24 protein-coding genes are annotated in these 22899 nt (G+C 60.9%); 5 read left to right on the forward strand and 19 right to left on the reverse strand.

Going from position 1 to position 22899, the window contains the following annotated elements; genetic code table 11:
• The first annotated feature begins 2 nt into the window (after nucleotides 1–2).
• Both AO064_RS07530 and AO064_RS07535 read left to right on the forward strand, forming a co-directional pair.
• Nucleotides 3–827, forward strand: a complete 825-nt coding sequence (locus tag AO064_RS07530; protein ID WP_012723069.1) for an ion transporter — start codon at nucleotides 3–5, stop codon at nucleotides 825–827.
• Nucleotides 828–932: 105 nt separating this feature from the next.
• Nucleotides 933–1937 (forward strand): sulfate ABC transporter substrate-binding protein, encoded by a 1005-nt coding sequence (locus tag AO064_RS07535; RefSeq protein ID WP_033897617.1) that lies wholly within the window; start codon nucleotides 933–935, stop codon nucleotides 1935–1937.
• Nucleotides 1938–2055: 118 nt separating this feature from the next.
• On the opposite strand, the gene AO064_RS07540 is transcribed toward AO064_RS07535, so the two are convergent.
• Nucleotides 2056–2670: a DUF5666 domain-containing protein gene (locus AO064_RS07540; protein ID WP_064052896.1), complete on the reverse strand. Its 615-nt coding sequence runs from the start codon at nucleotides 2668–2670 to the stop codon at nucleotides 2056–2058.
• Nucleotides 2671–2846: 176 nt separating this feature from the next.
• On the opposite strand from AO064_RS07540, the gene AO064_RS07545 reads away from it, so the two are divergent.
• Entirely contained in the window at nucleotides 2847–4043 is a 1197-nt protein-coding gene (locus AO064_RS07545; protein WP_012723066.1) for an MFS transporter, read from the forward strand.
• A gap of 9 nt (nucleotides 4044–4052) precedes the next feature.
• On the opposite strand, the gene AO064_RS07550 is transcribed toward AO064_RS07545, so the two are convergent.
• The 3 genes from AO064_RS07550 to AO064_RS07560 form a co-directional block, all read right to left on the reverse strand.
• Complete coding sequence (locus tag AO064_RS07550; protein ID WP_064052897.1) at nucleotides 4053–5585, reverse strand: M10 family metallopeptidase C-terminal domain-containing protein; 1533 nt, start codon at nucleotides 5583–5585, stop codon at nucleotides 4053–4055.
• Nucleotides 5586–5974: 389 nt separating this feature from the next.
• Nucleotides 5975–6379 carry a type II toxin-antitoxin system HicB family antitoxin gene (locus tag AO064_RS07555; protein WP_064052898.1) on the reverse strand — a complete coding sequence of 135 codons (405 nt, stop codon included), beginning with the start codon at nucleotides 6377–6379 and terminating at the stop codon, nucleotides 5975–5977.
• An 11-nt stretch (nucleotides 6380–6390) separates the two neighbouring features.
• Nucleotides 6391–6579, reverse strand: coding sequence for a type II toxin-antitoxin system HicA family toxin (locus AO064_RS07560; RefSeq protein ID WP_064052899.1), 189 nt, complete (start codon nucleotides 6577–6579; stop codon nucleotides 6391–6393).
• Nucleotides 6580–6770: 191 nt separating this feature from the next.
• Between AO064_RS07560 and AO064_RS07565 the strand changes: the two genes are divergently transcribed.
• Nucleotides 6771–7649 (forward strand): LysR family transcriptional regulator, encoded by an 879-nt coding sequence (locus AO064_RS07565; RefSeq protein WP_064052900.1) that lies wholly within the window; start codon nucleotides 6771–6773, stop codon nucleotides 7647–7649.
• Between the two features lie 109 nt (nucleotides 7650–7758).
• Here AO064_RS07565 and AO064_RS31050 read toward each other — a convergent pair whose 3' ends face one another.
• The 14 genes from AO064_RS31050 to phnC form a co-directional block, all read right to left on the reverse strand.
• A complete protein-coding gene (locus tag AO064_RS31050) occupies nucleotides 7759–10593 on the reverse strand; it encodes a M10 family metallopeptidase C-terminal domain-containing protein (protein WP_082893895.1) in 2835 nt (944 codons plus the stop codon).
• 349 nt (nucleotides 10594–10942) lie between these two features.
• Nucleotides 10943–11692 carry a phosphonate metabolism protein PhnP gene (gene phnP / locus AO064_RS07575; RefSeq protein WP_064052902.1) on the reverse strand — a complete coding sequence of 250 codons (750 nt, stop codon included), beginning with the start codon at nucleotides 11690–11692 and terminating at the stop codon, nucleotides 10943–10945.
• A complete protein-coding gene (gene phnN, locus AO064_RS07580; protein WP_012723060.1) occupies nucleotides 11683–12255 on the reverse strand; it encodes a phosphonate metabolism protein/1,5-bisphosphokinase (PRPP-forming) PhnN in 573 nt (190 codons plus the stop codon). The genes phnP and phnN overlap by 10 nt, the downstream gene beginning before the upstream one ends.
• Complete coding sequence (locus AO064_RS07585) at nucleotides 12255–13400, reverse strand: alpha-D-ribose 1-methylphosphonate 5-triphosphate diphosphatase (RefSeq protein ID WP_064052903.1); 1146 nt, start codon at nucleotides 13398–13400, stop codon at nucleotides 12255–12257. The genes phnN and AO064_RS07585 overlap by 1 nt, the downstream gene beginning before the upstream one ends.
• On the reverse strand, nucleotides 13390–14112 hold the full coding sequence (gene phnL, locus AO064_RS07590; RefSeq protein ID WP_064052904.1) for a phosphonate C-P lyase system protein PhnL: 723 nt from the start codon (nucleotides 14110–14112) through the stop codon (nucleotides 13390–13392). Before phnL ends, AO064_RS07585 begins: the two co-directional genes overlap by 11 nt.
• A complete protein-coding gene (gene phnK / locus AO064_RS07595; protein WP_012723057.1) occupies nucleotides 14109–14909 on the reverse strand; it encodes a phosphonate C-P lyase system protein PhnK in 801 nt (266 codons plus the stop codon). The genes phnL and phnK overlap by 4 nt, the downstream gene beginning before the upstream one ends.
• Nucleotides 14906–15748, reverse strand: a complete 843-nt coding sequence (locus tag AO064_RS07600) for an alpha-D-ribose 1-methylphosphonate 5-phosphate C-P-lyase PhnJ (RefSeq protein ID WP_064052905.1) — start codon at nucleotides 15746–15748, stop codon at nucleotides 14906–14908. Before AO064_RS07600 ends, phnK begins: the two co-directional genes overlap by 4 nt.
• Nucleotides 15741–16817 carry a carbon-phosphorus lyase complex subunit gene (locus AO064_RS07605; protein WP_064052906.1) on the reverse strand — a complete coding sequence of 359 codons (1077 nt, stop codon included), beginning with the start codon at nucleotides 16815–16817 and terminating at the stop codon, nucleotides 15741–15743. Before AO064_RS07605 ends, AO064_RS07600 begins: the two co-directional genes overlap by 8 nt.
• The gene (gene phnH / locus AO064_RS07610; protein ID WP_064052907.1) at nucleotides 16817–17407 is read right to left on the reverse strand and encodes a phosphonate C-P lyase system protein PhnH; all 591 of its coding nucleotides are present in this window, start codon (nucleotides 17405–17407) and stop codon (nucleotides 16817–16819) included. The genes AO064_RS07605 and phnH overlap by 1 nt, the downstream gene beginning before the upstream one ends.
• The gene (phnG, locus tag AO064_RS07615; RefSeq protein WP_043205020.1) at nucleotides 17407–17844 is read right to left on the reverse strand and encodes a phosphonate C-P lyase system protein PhnG; all 438 of its coding nucleotides are present in this window, start codon (nucleotides 17842–17844) and stop codon (nucleotides 17407–17409) included. Before phnG ends, phnH begins: the two co-directional genes overlap by 1 nt.
• 11 nt (nucleotides 17845–17855) lie before the next feature.
• Nucleotides 17856–18560 carry a phosphonate metabolism transcriptional regulator PhnF gene (gene phnF, locus AO064_RS07620; RefSeq protein ID WP_012723052.1) on the reverse strand — a complete coding sequence of 235 codons (705 nt, stop codon included), beginning with the start codon at nucleotides 18558–18560 and terminating at the stop codon, nucleotides 17856–17858.
• Between the two features lie 37 nt (nucleotides 18561–18597).
• Entirely contained in the window at nucleotides 18598–19380 is a 783-nt protein-coding gene (phnE, locus tag AO064_RS07625) for a phosphonate ABC transporter, permease protein PhnE (RefSeq protein ID WP_012723051.1), read from the reverse strand.
• Between the two features lie 171 nt (nucleotides 19381–19551).
• Nucleotides 19552–20553, reverse strand: a complete 1002-nt coding sequence (phnD, locus tag AO064_RS07630) for a phosphonate ABC transporter substrate-binding protein (protein WP_012723050.1) — start codon at nucleotides 20551–20553, stop codon at nucleotides 19552–19554.
• A gap of 32 nt (nucleotides 20554–20585) precedes the next feature.
• On the reverse strand, nucleotides 20586–21419 hold the full coding sequence (gene phnC, locus AO064_RS07635; RefSeq protein ID WP_064052908.1) for a phosphonate ABC transporter ATP-binding protein: 834 nt from the start codon (nucleotides 21417–21419) through the stop codon (nucleotides 20586–20588).
• Nucleotides 21420–22183: 764 nt separating this feature from the next.
• On the opposite strand from phnC, the gene AO064_RS30900 reads away from it, so the two are divergent.
• On the forward strand, nucleotides 22184–22333 hold the full coding sequence (locus AO064_RS30900) for a DUF6124 family protein (protein ID WP_167355312.1): 150 nt from the start codon (nucleotides 22184–22186) through the stop codon (nucleotides 22331–22333).
• A 159-nt stretch (nucleotides 22334–22492) separates the two neighbouring features.
• Here the strand turns inward: AO064_RS30900 and AO064_RS07645 are convergent, their stop codons facing one another.
• Entirely contained in the window at nucleotides 22493–22888 is a 396-nt protein-coding gene (locus AO064_RS07645) for a hypothetical protein (protein WP_064052909.1), read from the reverse strand.
• Nucleotides 22889–22899 lie beyond the last annotated feature (11 nt).

The following is a 22899-nucleotide window of genomic DNA, read 5'->3' on the forward strand; positions in this document are numbered from 1 at the left end:
TTATGGACAGCAACAACGACTGGCGCCAGCGGCTCTACGTCATGGTTTTTCAAAGTGACACGGTCGCCGGGCGGCGCTTTGACGGCATCCTGCTGTTGATCATCCTCGCCAGCCTGGTGATCGTGATGCTCGACAGCATCGACCAGATACACCAGAACTATGCCGATGTGCTGGCCTACATCGAGTGGGGCTTCACGCTGATCTTCCTGATCGAGTACGGGTTGCGCCTGTATTGCTCGCCCAAGCCGTTACGCTATGCCTTCAGCTTTTATGGGTTGGTGGATTTGCTGGCGATCGTGCCCGGCATCCTTGCGCTGTATTACAGCGACGCGCAGTACCTGCTGATCATCCGCATCATCCGCATGCTGCGAATCTTCCGCGTGCTCAAGCTCAGCCCCTACCTCAAGCAAGCCAATTACCTGATGGCGGCGCTGCGCGGCAGCAAGCAGAAGATCGTGGTGTTCCTGGTCAGCGTGTGCACCCTGGTGACGGTGTTCGGCACCTTGATGTACGTGATCGAAGGCCCGGAACACGGCTTTACCAGCATCCCGAAAGGCATCTACTGGGCCATCGTCACGCTGACCACCGTGGGCTTTGGCGATATCGTGCCGAAGACGCCGCTGGGCCAGGTGATTTCGTCGCTGGTGATGATCACCGGTTATTCGATCATTGCCGTGCCCACCGGTATTTTCACCGCCGAACTGGCCAGTGCCATGCGCGGTGAACAACTGCAAACCGACTGCCCGGTGTGCAAGAAAAACAGCCATGAGCCTAACGCGGCCTTTTGCTCGCGCTGTGGCAATGCGCTTTTTAAGAAAGTGGAATAAGCAAAGTGCGTTTTAATCTTTAAACGTCTATGCGGCGCCAGCTATAGTCGCTGGCAAATTGCCCTCACTCAATCGACAACCTTCTCGAACAACAAGGAATGAGCAGTGAAAAAACTCGTTAGCGCCTCTCTCCTGGCCGCCGGCCTTGCCCTGGCGGGCGCCGTCCAGGCTGCCCCCGTCACACTGCTCAACGTCTCGTACGACGTAATGCGCGACTTCTACAAGGACTACAACGCCGCCTTCCAGAAACATTGGGAAGCCGAGCACCCGAACGACAAGCTGACCTTGCAGATGTCCTTCGGCGGCTCCAGCAAACAAGCGCGCTCGGTGATCGACGGCCTGCCGGCTGACGTGATCACCATGAACATGGCCACCGACATCAATGCCCTGGTCGACAACGGCAAACTGGTGCCGGACAACTGGGTCACCCGCCTGCCGAACAACAGCGCGCCGTTCACCTCGGCCACCGTGTTTATCGTGCGCAAAGGCAACCCCAAAGCCCTGAAAGACTGGCCGGACCTGCTCAAGGATGGCGTGCAGGTGATCGTGCCCAACCCGAAAACCTCGGGTAACGGCCGCTACACCTACCTGTCGGCCTGGGGCTATGTGCTCAAGAACGGCGGCGACGAAAACAAAGCCAAGGCGTTTGTCGGCAAACTGTTCAAACAGGCCCCTGTGCTGGACACCGGTGGCCGTGCCGCCACCACGACCTTCATGACCAACCAGATCGGCGACGTGCTGGTGACCTTCGAGAACGAAGCCGAGATGATCGCCCGTGAATTCGGGCGTGATCAGTTCGAAGTGATCTACCCAAGCGTCTCCGCCGAAGCCGAGCCGCCGGTGTCGGTGGTCGACAAAGTGGTCGAGAAGAAAGGCACCCGCGTGGCCGCCGAAGACTACCTGAAGTACCTGTGGTCGCCGGAAGGCCAGGAAATCGCCGCCAACAACTACCTGCGTCCGCGTGATCCGAAAGTACTGGCCAAGTACACCGACCGCTTCCCGAAAGTCGACTTCCTGTCGGTGGAGAAGACCTTTGGTGACTGGCGCACGGTGCAGAAGACTCACTTCAATGATGGCGGCGTTTTCGACCAGATCTACAGCGGCCAGTAATTGATAAATGTGGGAGGGGGCTTGCCCCCGATGGCGGTATATCAGCTGGTTTATCCGTTGGCTGACACACTGCTATCGGGGGCAAGCCCCCTCCCACATTTGGCTTTGTGTTTGGCCGCTACATCGGTGGTGTGATGCCACCCTTGCCGGCTGAGATGGCTTGGGCCGTGATAGTCCCATCCGCCCCCTGCGCCGCAAACAACACCACCTTCACGCCCGCCTTGAGCAAACTGCGATCCCCCGGCTCCAGGTTGACGATCGGCACATCCTCCGGCACTACGATCTTCTGTTCGCCGCCTTTGTATTTCACGGTCAACGTCCGCCCGTTGCTGACCACCAGGTCGCCGACGGTGCCGTTGGTCATGCTGCTGCCTTCTTTCAGATCAAACGCGCGATGCCCGTCGCCCGTACCGGCCATGGCCGGGGGGAACACGTGCACTTCCAGCGCGGTCAGGCTGCCGTCGGCATTGGGCATGGCGGCGGAGCCGATGTAGCTGCCGGGCTTGATCTCATCGATCTTGGCCAGGGTGACCGCGCGCACCTGGGTGGCCGGGGTGAGGTGCACGATGACGTCCTCGCCGCTGTTGACCTTGACGTGCATCGCATCGCCCTCCATCGCCGTAATGGCGCCGCGCACACCCACTCGTGGGGCATCGGCAGCCTGGGCAAGACCAACGGCCATGGCGGCGGCAAGCGTGGAAGCCAGGAGCATCTTGTTCAACGTGATTTTCATGACAGTCAATTTCCTGTTTCGGCAGTTGTGCCTGAATGTATCATCAGGCCTCGCGCAGAAAGTTAACGATTCACTCATCATTACCGGGCATGAGTGTTATCACTGCCGACGGCCTACCCCGGCTACGGTGTTGTCTTTAGGCTCGCCCCACTTTCCTTCGCTTTTATGAGAACACCATGAACGCTACTTCCCACGCTACAACCACCATGACCCGGAGCATGGTGATGCTGTTTGCGTTTTGCTGCGGCGCGATCGTCGCCAACATCTACTACGCGCAACCGATCATCGAGCTGATCGCACCGGACATCGGCCTCACGCCCGCCATGGCCAGCCTGATCGTCTCGCTGACGCAAATCGGCTACGCCCTGGGCCTGTTTTTCCTGGTGCCGTTGGGTGATCTGCTGGAAAACCGCAAGCTGATGATCGCCACCACCGTACTCGCTATCGCCAGCCTGTTGGGGGCAGCGGTCACCGAGCAGCCGAACCTGTTCCTGCTGGTGTCGCTGTTGATCGGTTTCAGTTCGGTGTCGGTGCAAATCCTGATTCCGCTGGCCGCGCACCTGGCGCCAGCCGAGTCCCGTGGCCGGGTGGTCGGCAGCATCATGGGCGGGCTGTTGCTCGGTATCCTGCTGGCTCGGCCGGTGTCCAGCGTAGTGGCGGACCACTTCGGCTGGCGCGCGATGTTCATGGCGGCGGCGGCGTTGATGGCGTTTATCAGCGTGGTGCTGCTGATCACCATCCCCAAGCGCCAACCCGACCACAGCGCCAGCTACGGCCAACTGCTGCGCTCCCTCGGCACCTTGCTGCGTGAGCAACCGGTACTGCGCCAACGCGCGTTTTACCAGGGTTGCATGTTCGCCACCTTCAGCCTGTTCTGGACCGCCGCCCCACTGGAACTGGCGCGCAATCACGGCCTGAGCCAAAGCGAGATCGCGCTGTTTGCCTTGGTCGGTGCACTGGGTGCCATCGCCGCGCCTATCGCCGGGCGCCTGGCCGATGCCGGTCATACCCACCGCGCTTCGCTGTTGGCCATGCTGTTCGCCGCGCTGAGCTTCCTGCCGGCCTTCGTGCACCCGCTGTACAGCGTGATCGGCCTGGCGGTGACCGGTGTGGTCCTGGATTTCTGCGTGCAGATGAACATGGTGCTCGGCCAGCGTGCCATCTACGCCCTCGACGCTAACAGCCGCAGCCGCTTGAATGCGCTGTACATGACCAGCATCTTCATCGGCGGCGCCTTCGGCTCAGCCATTGCCAGCAGCGTGTATGAACACGGCGGCTGGCTGGGCGTGATGCTGGTGGGCAGTGCATTCCCGTTGGTGGCGTTGCTGCGGTTCCTGAGTGCTTCGCGCCAGGGCACGGCCGCCACCGCTTGAGTGGTGGAATCAGGGCAGTTTTTTTCCAGCGGATGCCTGGCCGGACGACGACGTTAGCAGGCTCAGCAACTGCGAGAAGATCGCTAGCAATGTGACGACAAAGATGTGGATCACGCCAGCGGTACTGTCCTGCTTTTTATCCGGCAAGGGCGCGGGAGTGGGGGCAGGCGCTGGGACAGGCGCCGGTGTGGGAGCAGGCGCCGGCTTGGGCAAGGGTGAGACCTCCGGTGCCTGGCCGTCCCACCGCACATCGGCCGGTTTGATCTCGCCCTTACTCTTGACCAACAAGTTCGCAGTGCCGGTTCCTTTCAGGTCAATGGCCAGGCTTGACTGGCCCGTATTGGCATCCTGCTTAAGCACTGCCTCACCTGCTCGCCCAGTGAACCGATCGGTAAATACCAGGCCACGGACACCCGCTTCCTTCAACGCACCCGACACGTCGATTTTATCGGTACCGCTGGTGAAATCCTCGATCATGTCAGGCTGGTCCGGCGTGGAGTCACTGGCCTTGTCGTAGACAAAGGTATCCGCGCCACCCCCGCCTCTCAGGGTATCAGCCCCCCCACCGCCCTTGAGCCGATTAGCGGCATCATTCCCCGAGAGCGTGTCCCGGCCGGCGCCGCCCATTGCGTTTTCAATCGTGCAGCCCTTGGCAATCGACACATTGCCCTTCAACCCGCCCACATCGGAAAACGATTCGGCGTTCAGGTCGATGTTCTGGTCCTGGGCAAACCCGGAGAAATCCATCGTGTCGACACCCCCGCCGTCCCACACACAGAAGACCGGTTTGTCCGTGGCGCTTTTGAGGCTCAACGCCTCCCTTTCGGTATTGGAATTGAAGCCATAGGTGGTGTCGGTGTTACGGGTTTGATGGTTGGCACCGTACAGGCGTTGTGCTGCGGCGATATCGTCCATCATCGGCGCGGACGGTCTCTGGTCCTTGAAGTCATGGCCCTTCTGATTTTTCTCCGAAAAGTAACTCATGACAGTGCGCGCATGCGTATCCCCTGCGTAGGTCGCGCCAGTCTGGTAATTGGGGTTACCGCCGTTGTAGTCACCCGGATGATGCAGACCGATGGCGTGGCCTATCTCATGAATGGCAGTCAGCGAAAAGTGACTGCCCAATGCGGCTGAGCTGTTCCCGCCCTGTGTGCCAAGCGTGGCCGTGGTGTGAGAAGTGGTACGGTTCGGAGAGGTCGAGACACCACGATCGCTGCGTGGATTGTTGCGCACGTTGAGCGTGCCGTCCGAGCCGCCTGACTGCTCGCGAAAGTTGATATTGGCGACATCCTGCCAAGACTGCAGCGCCTGGCGAACGCGTTGCTGCTGCGGTTGAGTGAAACTGTTGTCTACCGTGTAATGCACATCGACGGTCGAATCATCATTACGGTCATGAAAGCGCAGGTTTTCCCGCGAGAGTTGTTTGGCTGCCTGGTCCGTTGTGTAAGCGGGCTTATTTCCAGCCCCCGCACCAAACGGGCCGGGGTCCGATACCGGCAGGTTATTAAGAGGACTCCTACTGCGCAGGTCATAGTTATTCATTGTGCGGCGCCTTTAGTGTGAATAAAAAGAGCCGAATCAAGCCATTTCGGCGTTCGAGTAACCCAGAACGCCGGCCAACCGACCGTTGACCCGCCGTTCTGGAGATACGCTCGCACGCTGAAAAACTGGATACCAACGTAGATGTGGTTCTAACCGCAACACCTGCGCGGTTCGACATACGCGGCGATATAACTAAGCATTCATTTGCAATTTAAACACTCGACAACACAACAACCTGAACGGCATCACGTTGTTTTCGCAGGGAAAAAACAAGATCTAAAAAAACAGGTGTTGTTCAAGTACGCGGTTTTCCGAAGGGTGAGGACATACCTGTTCAACGTTCTTCAAGGCATCCCAAACGGCGCCGGTGGCCGCAGTCGGTGCCCCGTTCAAGACCGCACCAATTTCTCAAGCGCGGCATCGGCCAGGAATGAAGAACGGCTTTTGACCTTGTGCTCGCGCACATAACGGTCGATACGCTGGATGACATAACCGGGCAAGGTCACATTGACCTTCTCGGTCTTGCCCAAGTAGGGCGTGACGTCCAGCTCCAACATGCCCCAGCCCATTTCGGCGTAGTCTTCGTTCGCGTGATGATGGGCCACCGACGTTGGCATCGGAATCACCCCGCCCTCTGCGGCGATCTCTTGCAGCATGATGTGTGCGACTTCCACGGCGGCGTTGTAGGCCTCTTCAAAACTGTCCCCGGCGGTGACTGCGCCTGGGATATCGGGGATCTGGATACCGGTGGCGGTGAAGTCATCGCCCCATTCGATACAGATTGGGTATTGCATGAATGCTCTCCTTAAAACTGAAACAAACCGGCGCGTTTCCTGATGCTTCTGACGGTGCCCAGCGGCAGGTCCTTCTTGGGATGCGGCACCGGAAGGGTGTACGGGTTATAGCGATGGGTAAAAATATGATGACTGCCGGTGACCCGATCCAATACCCAACCTGCCTCTTGCAGTTCCTTGATCAATAACCTGCTTTGCACCCCAGCCTCCTTGGCTTGGCCTGAATAAAAGTAACCCTAGAGTTATCTTTACTCAAGCACAAAATACCCATCCCTGACTGACGGCTGTTTTACTGAATATTGAAAACCCGCCTGCTCAGGGCGGGAAACGCATGACAGCCGTCGTCCATCGCCTTAGGCTTGAGCGCCGCCACGCCAAGCAGGAACAGCCGATGGACCGCCTCACCGCTATGGAAACCTTCGTCCACGTGATCGAAACCGGTTCCTTCTCCGCTGCCGCCAAACGCCTGGGCATCGGTCAGCCCGCCGTCTCCAAAAGCATTGCGCAATTGGAAACGCGCCTGGCCGTGCGGTTGGTGCTGCGCTCCACGCGGGGCCTGACGCCCACCGAAGCAGGCCTGGTGTTTTTCGAGAAGGCCAAGCGCGCCATTGATGAAGCCAACGCCGCTGACGACGCTGCACGCGGCGCGGGAGCGGGGCTCTCCGGCAACTTGCGCATCAGCGCTCCGGTAACCTTCGCCCGGATGCACATCATTCCTCACCTGGGCCCCTTCCTGACGCAGTTCCCCGAGTTGAATGTGGACGTGGTGCTCGACGACCGTAGCCTCAACCTGGTCGAAGAAGGCATCGACGTCGCCCTGCGCATGGGCAACCTGAATGACTCAAGCCTAACGGCGCGCAAGATCGGTGAATCGCCCTGCGTCATCCTGGGCACCCCGGCCTACTTCGAACGCTTCGGCGAGCCCGCCACCCCGGCGGATGTGCTGCAACACCAAGCCATCATCTACACCCGTGGCGAAGGCTCGCACTGGCGCTTTACCCAAGGCGACCAGGAATACCCCATCGTCGCCCATGGGCGCGTGCGCGTCACCGCGGCTGAGGGTGTACGTGCGGCGGTGTTGAGCCATTTGGGGCTGACGTTGTCGTCTACCTGGATGTTCGCGCCGGAGCTGGCCAGTGGCGAAGTGAAGACCGTGCTGGCCGATTGGAAGTTACCCGCGCGGGATTTATGGGCCGTGTACGCCACGGGCAGAATGGCGAGTGCCAAGGCACGGGCGTTTGTGGAGTATGTGGAAGGGTTACTGGTTTAGAACCGTACCGTGAAACCGAGCCAGCTGGCCGGTGAATGACGTTCCAGTAAAAAGCCCGAGATCACAAAAACCAGCCCCTTGGTTTAAAGCGGCTGGCTTCGATTGGACATCAGGATTTTCTCAGCCCCTCAAAACGCAGCAGATCGTGTTCATCATTCATTTTCAGCCCCACCACATCTTCCGGACTGATCAAGCGCGTGCTCTTGACCAGGAAGTCGGCTTTGCCATCCCCGGTCATATCGACCGCTAACAAGTAACGAGCAGTGCTAGGGTTAAACGTGATCATGGTATCGCCGGCCTTACAGGTGAATTTTTCAACATGGTTCAATGTGACCCCTGCGTTCTGGCTCATGGCCGACAGATCAATCTTGTCCATACCCGTGGTGAAGTCCAATAGCAGGTCCGCACTGTCGCGGGTCGAATCGGACGCGGCATTGTACTTGAAAGTGTTCCAGCCGCCGCCGCCCAACAGGCGATCAGCTCCGGCGCCACCCGTCAGGATGTTGTCGGCGCGGTTACCGATAATCCGGTCATTACCACTACCGCCGATTGCATTTTCAACCACCGTTTTGCGCGTGATGAAGACGTTGTCCTTCATTCCCCCCACACTTGAGTGTGTGCCGCCGCGCAGGCTGATGGTCTGGTCCTGGCTGAAGCCGGAAAAATCGACGGTGTCGTTGCCAGCTTTATCGTGCACGACGAATTCTGGCTCATCGTTGGCCGACGTAAGCGTCATGTGCGGCTTGCCCGTGTTGGAATTGAAGCCGTAGACGGTGTCTTCAGTTGTTTCCGGATCGGGTTTTGGCTTCGGAGTCGGCGCTGGATCCGGCTTCGGATCTGGCTTCGGAGTCGGCGCTGGATCTGGCTTCGGGTCTGGCTTCGGAGTCGGCGCTGGATCTGGCTCCGGTGCCGGATCAGTGCCTCGGTCTTCATGCCCCACCACATCACTCGGCTTGATTTCGCTCAACGTTTTCACCAACAGATCAACCTTGCCATCCCCCGTCAGGTCGATACCGAGGCTACCCATGCCGGTTTTGCTTTCAAAGCTCAAGACCGCTTCGCCTGCTTTCCCCGATAACCTATCAACGAAGTCCAGTTTTTTGATCCCTGCCTCGCACATCAGCCGGGTCACGTCTATCTTGTCCTCGCCCGATGAGAAATCCATCAGCAGGTCGGGACGATCAGGCGTGGAATCGCTGATCTTGTCGTATACGAAGATGTCCGCTCCACCGCCCCCCCACAACTTGTCAGCGCCACCGCCGCCCTGCAAACGATTACTGACGTGGTTACCGATCAGCAGGTCGTTGCCTGTGCCGCCGATAGCATTTTCAACAGTGGTCGAAGCGTCGATCGATACATTGCCATTCATCCCTCCCACGTCAGATGACGATCCGGCATGCAGGTCAATGATCTGATTCTGCGAAAACCCCGAAAAATCCAGCGTATCGATGCCGCCCTCGTCCGTTACCTTGAACCGAGGCTTATCTGAAGGCGATGTAAGGCTGGAGTCAGGCTGCCCACTGGTGGAGTTGAAACCATAAGTGGTGTCCAAGTTGCCAGGCTTAGGGTTGGGGTTGGGGTTGGGGTTGGGCTCAGGGTCGGGCTTTGGCTCATCCGGTTTGCCGCCGCCTCCCACTACATCACCGGGTTTGATCTCACCTTTGCTGTTTATCAGGAGATCCGCCTTGCCATTGCCCGACAGGTCGACAGCAAGACTCCCCATCCCGCTTTTGTGGTCGAACGTCAGCACTGCATCACCCGGTCGTCCGGTCAGGCCGCCGAAGTTGAGCCCTTTGATACCGGCGGTTTTAAGCAGGCCGGAAACATCGATCCGGTCAACGCCAGAGGTAAAGTCCGCTAGCGTGTCCGGTGCCTCGGGCGTGGAGTCGCTCACATCGTCGTAGACGAACGTATCGGCGCCTCCTCCGCCCACCAGCGTGTCCTCACCGCCGCCGCCCTTCAGGCGATTGTTCGCGTGATTGCCGGTCAAGGTGTCATTGCCCTTGCCACCGATGGCATTCTCGACAGTTACGCCCCTGGCAATCGAGACATTACCCCTGAGCCCTCCTACATCGGAGAACGCTTCGGCATTAAGGTTGATGACCTGTTTCTGGGTAAAACCGGAAAAATCCAGGGTGTCCTCCCCGCCGCCGTCCCACACACAGAAGATCGGTTTGTCGCTGGCATTTTTCAGGCTGTAAAAATCACGCCCGGTATTGGAGTTGAAGCCATACGTCGTATCGGTATTTCGGGTTTTGGTATTAGCGCCGTACAAGCGCTGAATCGCCGCAACGTCATCCATCATCGGCGCGGCAGGCATCAGGCCATTAAAATCATGACCTGCCTGATTACGCTCGGAAAAGTAACTCATCACGCTGCGGGCATGTGTATCTTCGGCGTATTCCGCGTCGCGTTCATAACCGCCACCACCGTTGTATTTTCCGGGGTGTAGAAGGCCTATGGCATGGCCCAATTCATGCACAGTGACAAGTGGAAAAAAACTGCCCAGCTTTGGATTACTCTCCGCGCCCTTAGTACCAATGATTGCCGACACGGCGCTGAAGCTTTTATCCGGCACACTTGCTACGCCTCCGCTGCCACCAGGATTGCCTCTTATGGTTATTGACCCATCTGCGTTTTGCGCACTTTCCTGAAACTTTACATTGGCAAGATCGCTCCAAGACTGCAACGCCAACTTGGCCCGCTCCTTTTGGGCCGGTGTCATTCCTCCCTCAAAACGGTAAGCAATCACTGTTTCTCGATCGTTATTTTTATCGTGAAACTTATGCCCACTCCGAGTGAGATTTTTTGCGGCCTGATCCGTCGTAAACGATGGCTTCTTGGAACCACCGAAAGAAGTCGAACGTCCCAATTTATAAGTAGGCACAGGCGGCAAACCAGTGTCGATATAACAAGAAAACGATGACGACGTAGAAAGCTTCATAAATCAACCTTACTTTAATTTCCATGGGCTGATCACTCATATAATCAGCAACTAGCGGCCCCTTGCAACCGCCAGCCGCACGCAGCTTCCCACACAATTAAAAACCCAAAAAAATAATTAGAATCAGAAGTAAAATTCCGCCAACAAAATGATTTTATTTTTACAAAATCAAAACACATAAAATAAAACAATCGAGTTCAAGCCGATGTTCCGACTACAAAAAACATTAGGAAAAACACAACTTAACGTCTATAAGGAACTGAACCTTTCAGCACGCCGAAACACTTTCGACTGCTTATTAAACAAAGCCCGCTTATAAGCTTTCAGCCTTGAATAGAAATGACGATGCTTAGATAGCTCGGCCATCCCAAGCAATGGAAACATGCCGCGGCAACTCCCGGCGGTGCTCCAGCAACCATGCATCCAGCGTATGCCCCACATGGGTCAACACACCCAACTGAGCCCCTGTGTCCTCGATGCTCTGCAACGCCAGCGTCAGGTCATTGTGATTGCGCGGTGCCTGCGGTTGCGGCGGCATGGAGCAATCCAGCACCAGCACGTCCAGCGGTCCACGTTGCAGCCAGGCCAGGGTCGCCGGTGGCAGGCCGACGGTGTCGGTGAGGTAGGCGATGCGCCGCCCCTCGCCTTCCAGCAGGTAACCCAGGGTCGGCTTGGAATGCTGCAACGGCAATGCGGTGACGCTGAGTGGGCCAAACTGCCGGGTTTCGAATTCGCTGAATGGCTGGCTGAAATCCAGGATACCCGGATGCTTGTAGAGGTCGGATAAACCCTCCGGATCCGCAGGCCCATGCACCGGAATCACCAGCCCTTGGCCCCAGCGCAGGTGCAGCAGGCCCTGGGCATGATCGGCGTGGTAGTGGGTTTGCAGAATCCCGTTGAAACTGCGCGGCGGGAAGCGTTCGGTGAGGTCGGGCAAGCCGCTGTCGATCAGCCAGCGCTGGTCGCCGCATTCGACCAGCGCACTGCAAGGTCGGCGGCGCAGGCTGGCATCGCTGCGCGCCAAACCGCACGCGGGGCACTCGCAGCCATACACCGGGACTTGCCGCGCGTCACCGGTGCCAAGCAAGGTCAGGCGCATGCCGAGTGCCCGTGGTCCAGGCAGCACAGCAGGCGTTCGACGGTATGTGCCAGCGGCCCGGAATTGTCCAGGACAAACAACCCCGCGCCATGACCGGCGATCAAGTCGGCCGTGAAGCGCGCATTGCGCGCCAGGCGCGCTTCAATGTCGGCCAACGCCTCACGGCCTCGTGCGATCAAGCGTTGGCGTAACACGGCCTGGTCAACCGTCAGCAGCAACACCAGCAACGTCGGGTAACGTTCGCGCGTCTGCGCCAGGTGCGCGCGGGAGCCGTTGACCAGCACGTCGTCACCCGCCGCCAGCCAGTCGTCGATTTCCCTGGGAATGCCGTAGGACAAGCCATTCGCCTGCCAGCTGAGGGCAAACGCGCCCTCGGCCTGCATCGTGGCAAACTGCTCCGGGCTCACCCCCTGCGCCGCTTCACCCACCGCTTCCGCCGAGCGGGTGATAACGCGGCGCACGATGCGGCAACCGCGCTCGGCCAAACGGGGGCGTGCGGCATCCAGCAGGCTGTCCTTGCCCGAGCCGGAGGGCCCGATGAGATAGATCAACCTGCCTGCCATCAAAACACCCTCTTCGCTTGTCGCCATACTTGTTGCACTACAGGAAGCCCTTGGCGGCTGCGGGCTTGGACCAGGTCGGCGCGCAGGCCAATGGCAATTTCACCGCGATCCTTCAGGCCTGCCGCTTGCGCGGGCGCCAGGCTGATCATCTTGACCGCCCGCGACAGGTCGCCGCCGTCCTGCTGGTCGGCCAGCACAAACGCAGCCTGCAACAGGCTCGCCGGGTAGTAGTCACTGGAAAGTATATCCAGCAACCCCTCGGCCGCCAGGCCCGCCGCGGCCACATTACCCGAGTGCGACCCACCGCGCACCACGTTCGGCGCGCCCATCAAGACTTTCATGTTCAGCGCCTGGCAGCCCTTCGCGGCTTCCAGGGTGGTGGGGAATTCGGCGATGGTCATGCCGTAGCGCGCCGACTCTTCCACGTGGGCCAGTGTCGCGTCGTCGTGGCTGGCCACCGACAGGCCACGCGCCAGGCAATGCTCGACGATGGCCGCGCGATAGCGGTCGCTGTAGGCCAGGGAGTTGGCTTTCTGCAACACGATGAACGCGTCCATGGTCTCGTCGTTCAGGTGGTACTTGCCCATGTAGTACTCACGGTATTTGGATTCGAGCACGAACTGGCGCTGGCCCGGCGAATGGTCCATCACCGACACCAGCCGCACCAACGGGTTTTCCACCAGGTCGCGGAACACGCTGAGGGTATCCGGGTGGCACAGCTCGCAGCGCAGGTGCAGGTGGTGCTCGGCGCGAGTCAGGCCGGCACCTTCCGCCTGGGCGATGGCCTCGAGCATCGCCGGCAGCTTTTTCATGCGGTTGCCCTTGGGGTTCACGTCGCCGATGGACACCGCGTCGAACACCGTGGTGATGCCCGCCGCGATGATCTGCGCATCATGGCTGAGCACCGCGGAGGTCGACGGCCAGTCCACGCCGGGGCGCGGGGTCATGTGTTTTTCCAGGTTGTCGGTGTGCAACTCCACCAGGCCCGGCAACAGGTAATCACCGCCGAGGTCCTGGGCCTGGGGCAGCTGGCTGCGGCCCTCGGCGAGGTCGACGATAGTGCCGTCGCGCAGCACCACCGAGCCCAGGAACATGCGATCAGCCGTGACAATCTGGGCATTACTGAGGATTTGTTCAGCGGGCATGGGCGTATTCCTCTGTGGCGACGGACGTGGGGGTCATGTCGAAATGGCGGTCGGCGACCGCTTCACGGGCAGCACGGTCGTGGAAGATGCCGATCAGCGCGGCGCCCTCAGCCTTGGCTTCGTTCATCAGTTCCAGCACCACCTGGCGGTTGTTGTCGTCCAAAGACGCGGTGGGTTCGTCCAGCAGCATCACCGGCCAGGCCACCATGAAACCGCGGGCGATGTTGACGCGCTGTTGCTCGCCACCGGAGAACGTACCGGGTGCCAGCTGCCACAGACGCTGCGGGATGTTCAGGCGGGTCAGCAGGTGCTCGGCGCGGGACTGCGCATTCGCCTTGGACCAGCCACGCGCCAGGGCCGGCTCCATCACCACATCCAGGCAAGCCACACGCGGGATCACCCGTAGGAATTGGCTGACATAGCCAAGGGTCTGTTGACGTACCTGGAGAATGTCACGCGGCTCGGCGCCGACCAGCTCCAGCCATTCGCCAGCATGGCGCACGCGGATGCTGCCGCCCGCCGCTAGATAATTGCCGTACAAGGTGCGCAGCAAGGTGCTTTTACCCGCACCGGACTCGCCATGCAGCACCAGGCACTCACCGCCCTGCACGCTGAATTCCACGCCGCGCAACACGTTGAGCACCACGCCGTTCTGCTGGTGCAGGGTGAAGGTTTTCGAGAGGTCACGGACCTCGATCAAGGCATTTGTCATGGCTGCAATACCGAAGACACCAGCAGTTGAGAGTAAGGGTGCTGTGGATCGTCGAGGATCTGGTCGGTGAGCCCGGTTTCCACCACCCGCGAGCGGCGCATTACCATCAGGCGGTCGGCCAGCAGCCGCGCCACGGCCAGGTCGTGGGTGACGATCACCACCGCCAGGTCCAGCTCACGCACCAGGCCGCGCAACAGGTCGAGCAGGCGCGCTTGCACCGACACATCCAGGCCGCCGGTGGGCTCATCCATAAACACCAGGCGTGGGCTGGAGACCAGGTTGCGGGCGATTTGCAGGCGCTGCTGCATGCCGCCGGAGAAGGTGCGCGGCAAGTCGTCGATACGCTGGGGGTCGATTTCCACCTGGCTCAACCAGTCCAACCCGGCGCCGCGCAGTTGCTCATAGTTGCGCACGCCTTGGGCCATCAGACGCTCACCGATATTGGCGCCCGCCGACACGCCCATGCGCAGGCCGTCGCGAGGGTTCTGCTCGACGAAACCCCATTCGGTCCGCAGCAAGGTGCGGCGCTCGGCTTCGCTGGCGCTGTAGAGGTCCAGCCATTCGCCGTCCTTGCTGCGATAGCCAATGCTGCCCGCTTGCGGTGGCAGACGCCCGCTCAACAACGAGAGCAAGGTGGACTTACCCGAGCCGGACTCGCCGACGATGCCCAGCACTTCGCCGGGGTACAGATCGAAGCTGACGTCCTGGCAGCCCTTCTCCGGGCCGTACAGCAGGGACAGGTCGCGCACTTGCAGTAGCGGTGCGTCGGCTTTTTGCGTCAAAAGAACCTGGCTCATTGGTTGTTCTCCAGAACCCGTTGGGCGCAATACCAGGTATCGGAGCACACGAAACGCTGGGTCCCGGCGTCATCCAGAATCAGCTCATCGAGGAACGACTCATGGCTGCCGCAAATCGCGCAGTCGTGCTCCCACTGCTGCACGGCGAACGGGTGGTCTTCAAAGTCGAGGCTGGTGACCTGCGTATACGGCGGCACCGCGTACAGGCGCTTTTCGCGACCGGCGCCGAACAGCATCAGCGCCGGGCTCATGTCGAGTTTCGGGTTGTCGAATTTGGGGATCGGCGACGGGTCCATCACGTAGCGCTCGTCGACCATCACCGGGTAGGCGTAGCTGGTGGCGATATGGCCGAAGGTGGCGATGTCTTCGTAGAGCTTTACGTGCATCACCCCGTAATCATTCAGGGCGTGCATGGTGCGGGTCTCGGTTTCCGACGGTTCGATGAAGCGCAACGGCTCGGGGATCGGCACTTGGTAAACCATGATCTGCCCAGCCTGCAACGGTGTTTCCGGGATGCGGTGGCGGGTCTGGATCAGCGTGGCGTCCGGCGTGGCTTCGGTGGTGGCAATGCCCGCAGTGCGTGCGAAAAAGCGGCGGATCGACACCGCGTTGGTGGTGTCATCGGCGCCCTGGTCGATGACCTTGAGCACGTCATCCGCGCCGAGGATCGCGGCGGTCAGTTGCATGCCGCCCGTGCCCCAGCCATACGGCAATGGCATTTCGCGGCCACCGAACGGTACCTGGTAACCGGGGATCGCCACCGCCTTGAGCAACGCGCGGCGGATCATGCGTTTGGTCTGTTCGTCGAGGTAGGCGAAGTTGTAGGCCGTGTCATTCATGGCGGGAGCCCTCGGCGGATTGGCGCAGTTTGCGGATCAGCTCCAGCTCGGACTGGAAATCCACGTAGTGCGGGAGTTTGAGGTGCGAGACAAAACCGGCGGCCTCAACGTTGTCGCAGTGCGCCAGCACGAATTCCTCGCGCTGGGCCGGTGAGACGATCTCTTCGTTGTATTCCCCGGCGCGCAACGAGCGGTCGACCAACGCCATCCCCATGGCCTTGCGCTCGGCATGCCCGAACGCCAGGCCATACCCGCGCGTGAACTGCGCCAGCTCAGTGGCCGAGCCAACGAACTGGTTGACCATCTCGCACTCGGTCACTTCGATGCTGCCCAGGCAAATGGGGAAACCCAGCTCTTGCGGATCGATCCACACGTCCACATCACCGATGCGAATCTCACCGGCAAACGGGTGATTGCGGCCGTAGCCACGTTGGGTCGAGTAACCCAGCGCCAACAGGAAGCCTTCATCGCCACGGGCCAGGGCTTGCAGGCGTTCGGCACGGCTGGCGGGGTATTCCAGCGGGTCGCGAGTGATGTCGGCGACCGTGGCGTTGTCGTCGACTTCGGGCTTGATCAGGCCTTCTTTGGCGAGCAGGCCGAGGACGCGCGGGCAGGCTTCCAACGTCGCCTCCGGCGTGGTCTGCGGCCCTGGATATTCACCTTCGGCCAGCAGCGCAAAATCCAGCAGGCGATGGGTGTAATCGAAGGTCGGGCCGAGCAATTGACCGCCCGGCACGTCCTTGAACGTGGCCGACAAACGCCGGCTCAGCGACATGTGCGCGGTGTCGATCGGCAGGCTCGGGCTGAAGCGCGGCAACGTGGTGCGGTAGGCGCGCAGCAGGAAGATCGCTTCCACCAGATCCCCCGCCGCTTGCTTGATCGCCAGCGCGGCGAGTTCTTCGTCGAACAGCGAACCTTCAGTCATCACCCGTGCCACGGCCAACGGCAGTTGCTCGCGGATTTGCGTCACGCTCAGTTCCGGAATCGCGGTATCGCCACGGCGTTTTTTCGCCAGCAGGCGGTGGGCATTGTCGATGGCCTGTTCGCCACCTTTGACGGCTACGTACATCAGGCTTGCTCCTGTGCAATGCGGCTGCTGCGTGGCAGGCCGATCAAGTGGTGGCCGGCAGCGAACACAACGTCCAGCCCGCGGGGGAAGGCTTCGCGGCGCTGACGTTCGTGCCAGAAGCCTTGGGGCACTGGCAGGTGCACCTGGCGCTGGGCCTTGATGCCGGGGCCGCGCCAGAGCAGGCCGCGACCGCCTTCCAGGTCGGTGAGCTGCACGAGCAGGGTGCAGGACTGATCGGGGTAGCGGTCATTGCCGTGATCGAAGCCACTGAGGTCGAGCAAGTCCTGTTCGCCGAGCAGCGCGAAGACCGCGTCTTCGCGCTTCGACGTCAACGGGCAGCCGCAATGGAAGGCCAGGTTGGCGCGGATCAGCGGCGTGTCGAAGCTCGGCGCCAGCCATAGCGGCGTGTCGGTATCCAAGAGCGCCAGGCACAAGGCGTAGGTGGCGGGCGCCAGGCCGTCGAGGCGTGGCGCGCACGGCAGGTGCTGGATCAAACCGGGCTCGGCGAGGGCCTTGAGTGCGGCACGAAAACCGCGCTGGGCATCAAGGACCGGGTCAACAAACGCCGGCTGCAACAGTGGCGCACTCATCAGTTTTCTCCTCGTACGAGCGTGAAGAACTCGACCTTGGTGGCGGCGGTATCGGCTTCTTTTTGTGCACGGCGGGCGGCCTGGGCATTGGCCAGCGCGGTGATCAAATCGCTGAGCCAGCGGCTCGGTTGCGTGCCTTGCAGATGGGCATCGGCCAAGGCGGCCAACTCGGCATGGACCTTGTCGCGCCCGGCCAGGTAGCTGTAGCCGGTGCGGCCATCGGCCAGGCGCACCACACAGCGGGTCACGCTCATTTCGCCGACGTTGAACGGCGCGCCATTGCCGCCCATGCGGCCGCGCACCAGGGTCATGCCGATTTCCGGGGCGCGGATCAGTTGGTATTCGGCGTCCTTCAACGCGGCTTCGTGGGGCTGCAGTTCACTGAGCTGGGCGCGAGCAAGCACGCCGATCCAGTGTTGACGCGGGGACAGGCTCATCAAAGGCTCCATCAAGTCATCACCTGGTACTGGAAGCGATCCGAACGGCTGGTGGACTGCGCCAGCTCCACCGGGTGGCCATCGCGATCGCGGGAAAGGGTGAATACGGTGAGCGCCGGCAAGTGCCGGGGCATCATCAGCAGCGCGGCTTCGTCACGGTTGGGCAAACGCGCACCGATCAGGCTGTGGGTGCGGGTCAGCGGCAGGTCACGCTCGCGCAGGTAGTGGCGCAAGGACCCGCCGGTGTAGTCGGCCAGCAACGGCGCGCGGCTGGCGCAGTAGCGATGGCGGATCAGGCTGACGGGCTGGTGGTCGAGCTTGCGCAGGGTTTGCAGTTCGATCATTGGCGCCATCTCGGCGATGCCTAAGTGCTGCGCCTCTTCACGGCTGGCGTAGCAGTAGCGGCGCTTGAGCAACAGCGCTTCCACCCCTACGCCCTGGGCCGACAACGATTGGCTATAGGAGGTCTCGGCGCCCATCGGGTAAATGAGCGGGCGGTCGAGCACCTGGGTGCCCTTGCCCTGGCGGCGTAACAGGCTGCCTTCGAACACCAGCTCGTCGATGGCCCGGCGCAGGGTGTGGCGGTTGACGCCAAAGCGCTCGGCCATGTGCACCTCGCCGGGCAGGAAGTCGCCGGCCTGGTAGCTGCTCAGTTCACGGCGCAGGATATCCGCGAGTTCGCGGTACACCGGCTCATCTTGTCTAGACAACTGCATGTTTAAAAAAAAGCGCCGCGTGGGCACCCCTCCGACGTCAGATGAACTGCTTGCGCAGGCGTTGGGACAACACGTCGATAGCGCTCACCACCACGATGATCACCAGCAACACCGCGCAGGTTTGTACGAACTGGAAGGCGCGGATGTTTTCCCAGAGGATCACGCCGATCCCGCCCGCACCGACCATGCCCACCACCGTCGCCGAGCGGACATTGGCTTCGAAGCGGTACAGCGCGTAGCTCACCCACAGCGGCATCACTTGGGGGATCACGCCGTAGATCACTTCCTGCAGGGCGCTCGCGCCGGTGGCACGTACGCCTTCCACCGGGCCTGGGTCGATGGCTTCGACGGCTTCGGCAAACAGCTTGGCGAGCACGCCGGTGGTGCTGATCCACAGGGCCAATACACCGGCGAAAGGGCCGAGGCCGACGGCGACCACGAACAACATCGCGAAGACCATTTCATTGATGGAGCGGAAGGCGTCCATCACCCGGCGCAGGGGTTGGTGGACCCACCAGGGGGTGATGTTGTCGGCGCACAAGATGCCCAGCGGCACCGAGCAGACGATGGCCAACACCGTGCCCCAGAGGGCGATTTGTACGGTGACGATCATCTCCTTGAGGTAGGAGCGCCACTCGTGGAAGTCCGGCGGGAAGAAGTCGGCAGCGAAGGTCGCCATGTTTCCGGAGTCGCGGTACAGCGCCAGCGGGTTCATTTCCGCGCCGTGCCAGGCCCAGGCGAGCAAGACCAGGAACAGGCCCCAGCCGAGGTATTGCGGCCAAGTGCGTTTGCCGACGGCTTCAGCGTGCAAGGTAGTCATGGGTCACTCTCGATCAATGTGTATGAGTGGGCTTTCTGTGGTGAGCCTGGCTTCTGTGGTGAGCGGGCTTGCCCCGCGCTGGGCTGCGCAGCAGCCCCAATGGCTCGGCTGTGAACCCGGAGGGGGACAAGCCCCCTCACCCCAAAAGCACTCCGCATACAGGCGGGGGGATTAGCCGTTGACCGCAGTTTTCTTGTCCAGCTCGGAAATGCGCTGTTGCAGCTTCGCCAGGTCGGCGTCGATGTCGGCAAGTTTCTTGGCCTTGTCGGCCGCGTCCAGCTTGCTGTCAGCGCTGATCGTGGTGCGCTGCTTGAACAGCTCCAGCTGGCGGATCGGCAACAGTTGGTCGTCGTTGGAGGCGAGGAACTTGCCCAGCTGCATGTTCTTCAGCACCGCCTTCTCTTCATCGGTGTCGCCATAGTTGGCAAAGAAATCGCGGATCTTGGTTTTCTCGCTGTCGCTCAGCGCCTTGCTCCACACCATCGGGTCGGCCGGGATCAGCGGCGATTTCCAGATCACCTTGAGCATCGCGGCTTTGTCGGGCTGGGTGACTTCCAGGCGGTCCCAGCTTTCGGTGTTGAAGGTGGCCACGTCCAACTGCCCCTTGGCCACGCTCAACGCGTTGACCTCATGGCTGGAGTTCAGCGTGCGTTTGAACGCGGTGGCGGCGTCCACATTGTTCTTGGCGAAGACGTAGTAGCCCGGCACCAGGTAGCCCGAGGTGGAGTTCGGGTCACCGTTGCCGAAGGTCAGGTTCTTGGCATTCTTGAGCATGTCGTCGACGTTGTTGATCGGGCTGTCCTTGCGCACGATCAGCACGCTCCAGTAACCGGCGGCGCCGTTGGCGGCAGCGGTCTGGGCGAAGATCTCGCCGTTGGAACGGTCCACCGCTTCCATCGCGGCCTTGTTGCCCAGCCAGGCCACGTCGACCTTGTTGAAGCGCATGCCCTGGATCAGGCCGGCGTAGTCGGAGGCGAAGGTGGCGTTGATGGTCAGGCCGGTCTTCTTGTGCATGTCATCCAGGAACGGCTGCCAGATGCTCTTGAGGTTCTGCGAAGACTCGGTGGACATGATGCCGAAATTGATCACCTTGTCAGCGGCGTGGGCGTTGCCCAGCGCGACACTGGCCAGCAACACGGCAGACAAAAACACATGGCCGATACGGTTCAACATGGACGGGACTCCTGTGGGTCGTGAGTAGGGTTTCAAGCGCGCGCCAGGGCCAGCCGAGGGGGCGCTTCGGCACGGCGGGTTTGGTCGGAACACATCAGGCTGGTGTTGACGTCGGCACCGTATAAATCGTTGAGAAACTGGCTGCTCATCGAACTGCCCTGCCCGTCGAAATGAATGCGCCCGCCTTTCAGAGCCACGGCACGCGGGCAATAACGCATGGCGTAATCGACTTGATGCAGGGTCACCACCACGGTCTTGCCGTCGCGGCGGTTGATGTCGGCGAGGATCTCCATGACCTTGCGCGCCGACTCCGGGTCGAGGGACGCGATCGGTTCGTCGGCCAGGATCACCTCGGCGCGCTGAGTCAGCGCACGGGCAATCGCCACGCGCTGCTGCTGGCCGCCGGACAAGGTCGAAGCCCGTTGCGCGGCCAGATCGGCCAGGCCGACGCGCGCCAGCGACGCCATGGCAAACGCCTTCTCCTCGGCATTGAACAGCCCCAGGTTGCCACGCCAGCGCGGCATGCGGCCCAGGCACCCGAGCAGCACGTTGTCGAGCACGCTCAGGCGATTGACCAGGTTGAACTGCTGGAAGATGTAGCCGATGTCCGCCCGCAACCGCCGCACCTTGCCATTCAAGCGTCCACTGGCCTGCACCTCCCGGCCCAGCACCTTGACGCTGCCGCCGTTACTCTTGTCGCAACAGGCCAGGCCCGCCAAATGGCGCAACAACGTGGACTTGCCGGAACCGGAAGCGCCAATCAGCGCGACCATCTCACCAGCGGCAATGGTGAGTTCGAGGTCGACCAACGCGGGCTTCTTCGCAAAGGTCTTGTTCAAGTGATCGACATGGATAGCGTGCGTCATGGGCTTCTCTGTCTTGTTTGAACAGCCAGGGGATGGCTGCGGTTGAGTTCAAACGACAGTAGGCGCGGGAGGTGTCAGTGCTATTACTTGCACATGACTGGAGGGGGTCGGCTGGATGAAGGTTTTGTGAAAGGTTGGAAGTGGATCTAAAAGCACACCCAGCTAAGTAGTGAATGGGCTTTTAGTGGTGAGCGGGCTTGTTGTGGTGAGCGGGCTTGCCCCGCGCTGGGCTGCGCAGCAGCCCCAATAGAAACCACCGCGTTGATTCAGACAGAACCGTCGCTAGGTTCTGGGGCTGCTTCGCAGCCCAGCGCGGGGCAAGCCCGCTCACCACTAAAAGCCCTGCTCACCACAACATATGCGATTTTTCCTACCTTCTCTGTCGGTTGCGGTTGCTATAACGCATCGCTAGCCTCTCGCAATCGCTGCTCATCAGCGATCAGGCTTGGTCGCCTGGATTAGAATGGCGCACAGGGCCGCGCAAGCGGCATTATTGTGCTCGCGTTATGGCGAGCTGTGCGTGGGAGGGCTTAGGCCCTGCCGGGTTTCCATTCCCTGGTCGACCAACCTGCGTACAGCTCGCCACCCTTCTGCTTGGTCGCGGATGGGGTGAGCTCCAACTGAATGGAGATTTACTGCATGAAAAAAGTTACTCCAAATCCCCCCCATCCTCCTCGGATGACACGCCTCAAACTCCACCCAACCTCATCTTCACCGTCCGCCCCGGCCTCAGCACTGAAGCTGCTTTGAGCAATGCAAGCGAGATGCTGGAATCCGCAACCGTGTGTGCTTACGACTGTGCCGAGCATCTGGATGGCTCGGGCCGCAAGCAGGTGCTGGCGGTGGTGCAGATGATTGAGATTGCGCAGTTGTGGGTGGATGAAGCGCTGAATCGGGCGTGTCCGGTGGCCTGACAGCCGATGAGGTCTCCTGTGGGAACTGGCTGCGATGAAGGTGTACCTGCAGCCTGACACACCGCCATCGCGGGCAAGCTTGACCCCACATTTGATCTTCATTGGCTTGGAGAAAGCGTTTCACTGGCAAGAAAAAGGCGACCCGAAGGTCGCCTTTTGTCATTGCGCGTACTGCTTGCTTAGCCCCGGTGGCACGCCCTGCACGTCGGTCTCTTCCCAAGGCCCGTTCGGGCTGATCGACCGGCTCCAACCGTTGCTCCAGCGGTAGTAGGTGCGCTGGCGGTAGAAGGTGTCGGGCTGGTCTTCCAGCACGTACACCTGCATCTTGCCGTCCCAGTGGCTGGCCGCGCCCGGTGGTGGGGCGAAGGTCGGCGATTTGGTCGGCACGGGTTTCGGTGGCGGGGTGACCGGGCCGGAGGGTTTAGTGCTCGGCTGGGTCGATGGGCCTGACGGTGGGATGGTCGGGCCGGTGGGCCCGGGAGGTGGGCGGTGGACCGCACAGGCGCTCAGGCCCAGTACCAGGCTGAGCAAGGTGATGCGTGCAAATGCGGTCATAGGCGTTTCCT

It is taken from the genome of Pseudomonas marginalis (assembly GCF_001645105.1).
GTDB classification, from domain to species: Bacteria; Pseudomonadota; Gammaproteobacteria; order Pseudomonadales; family Pseudomonadaceae; genus Aquipseudomonas; species Aquipseudomonas petroselini.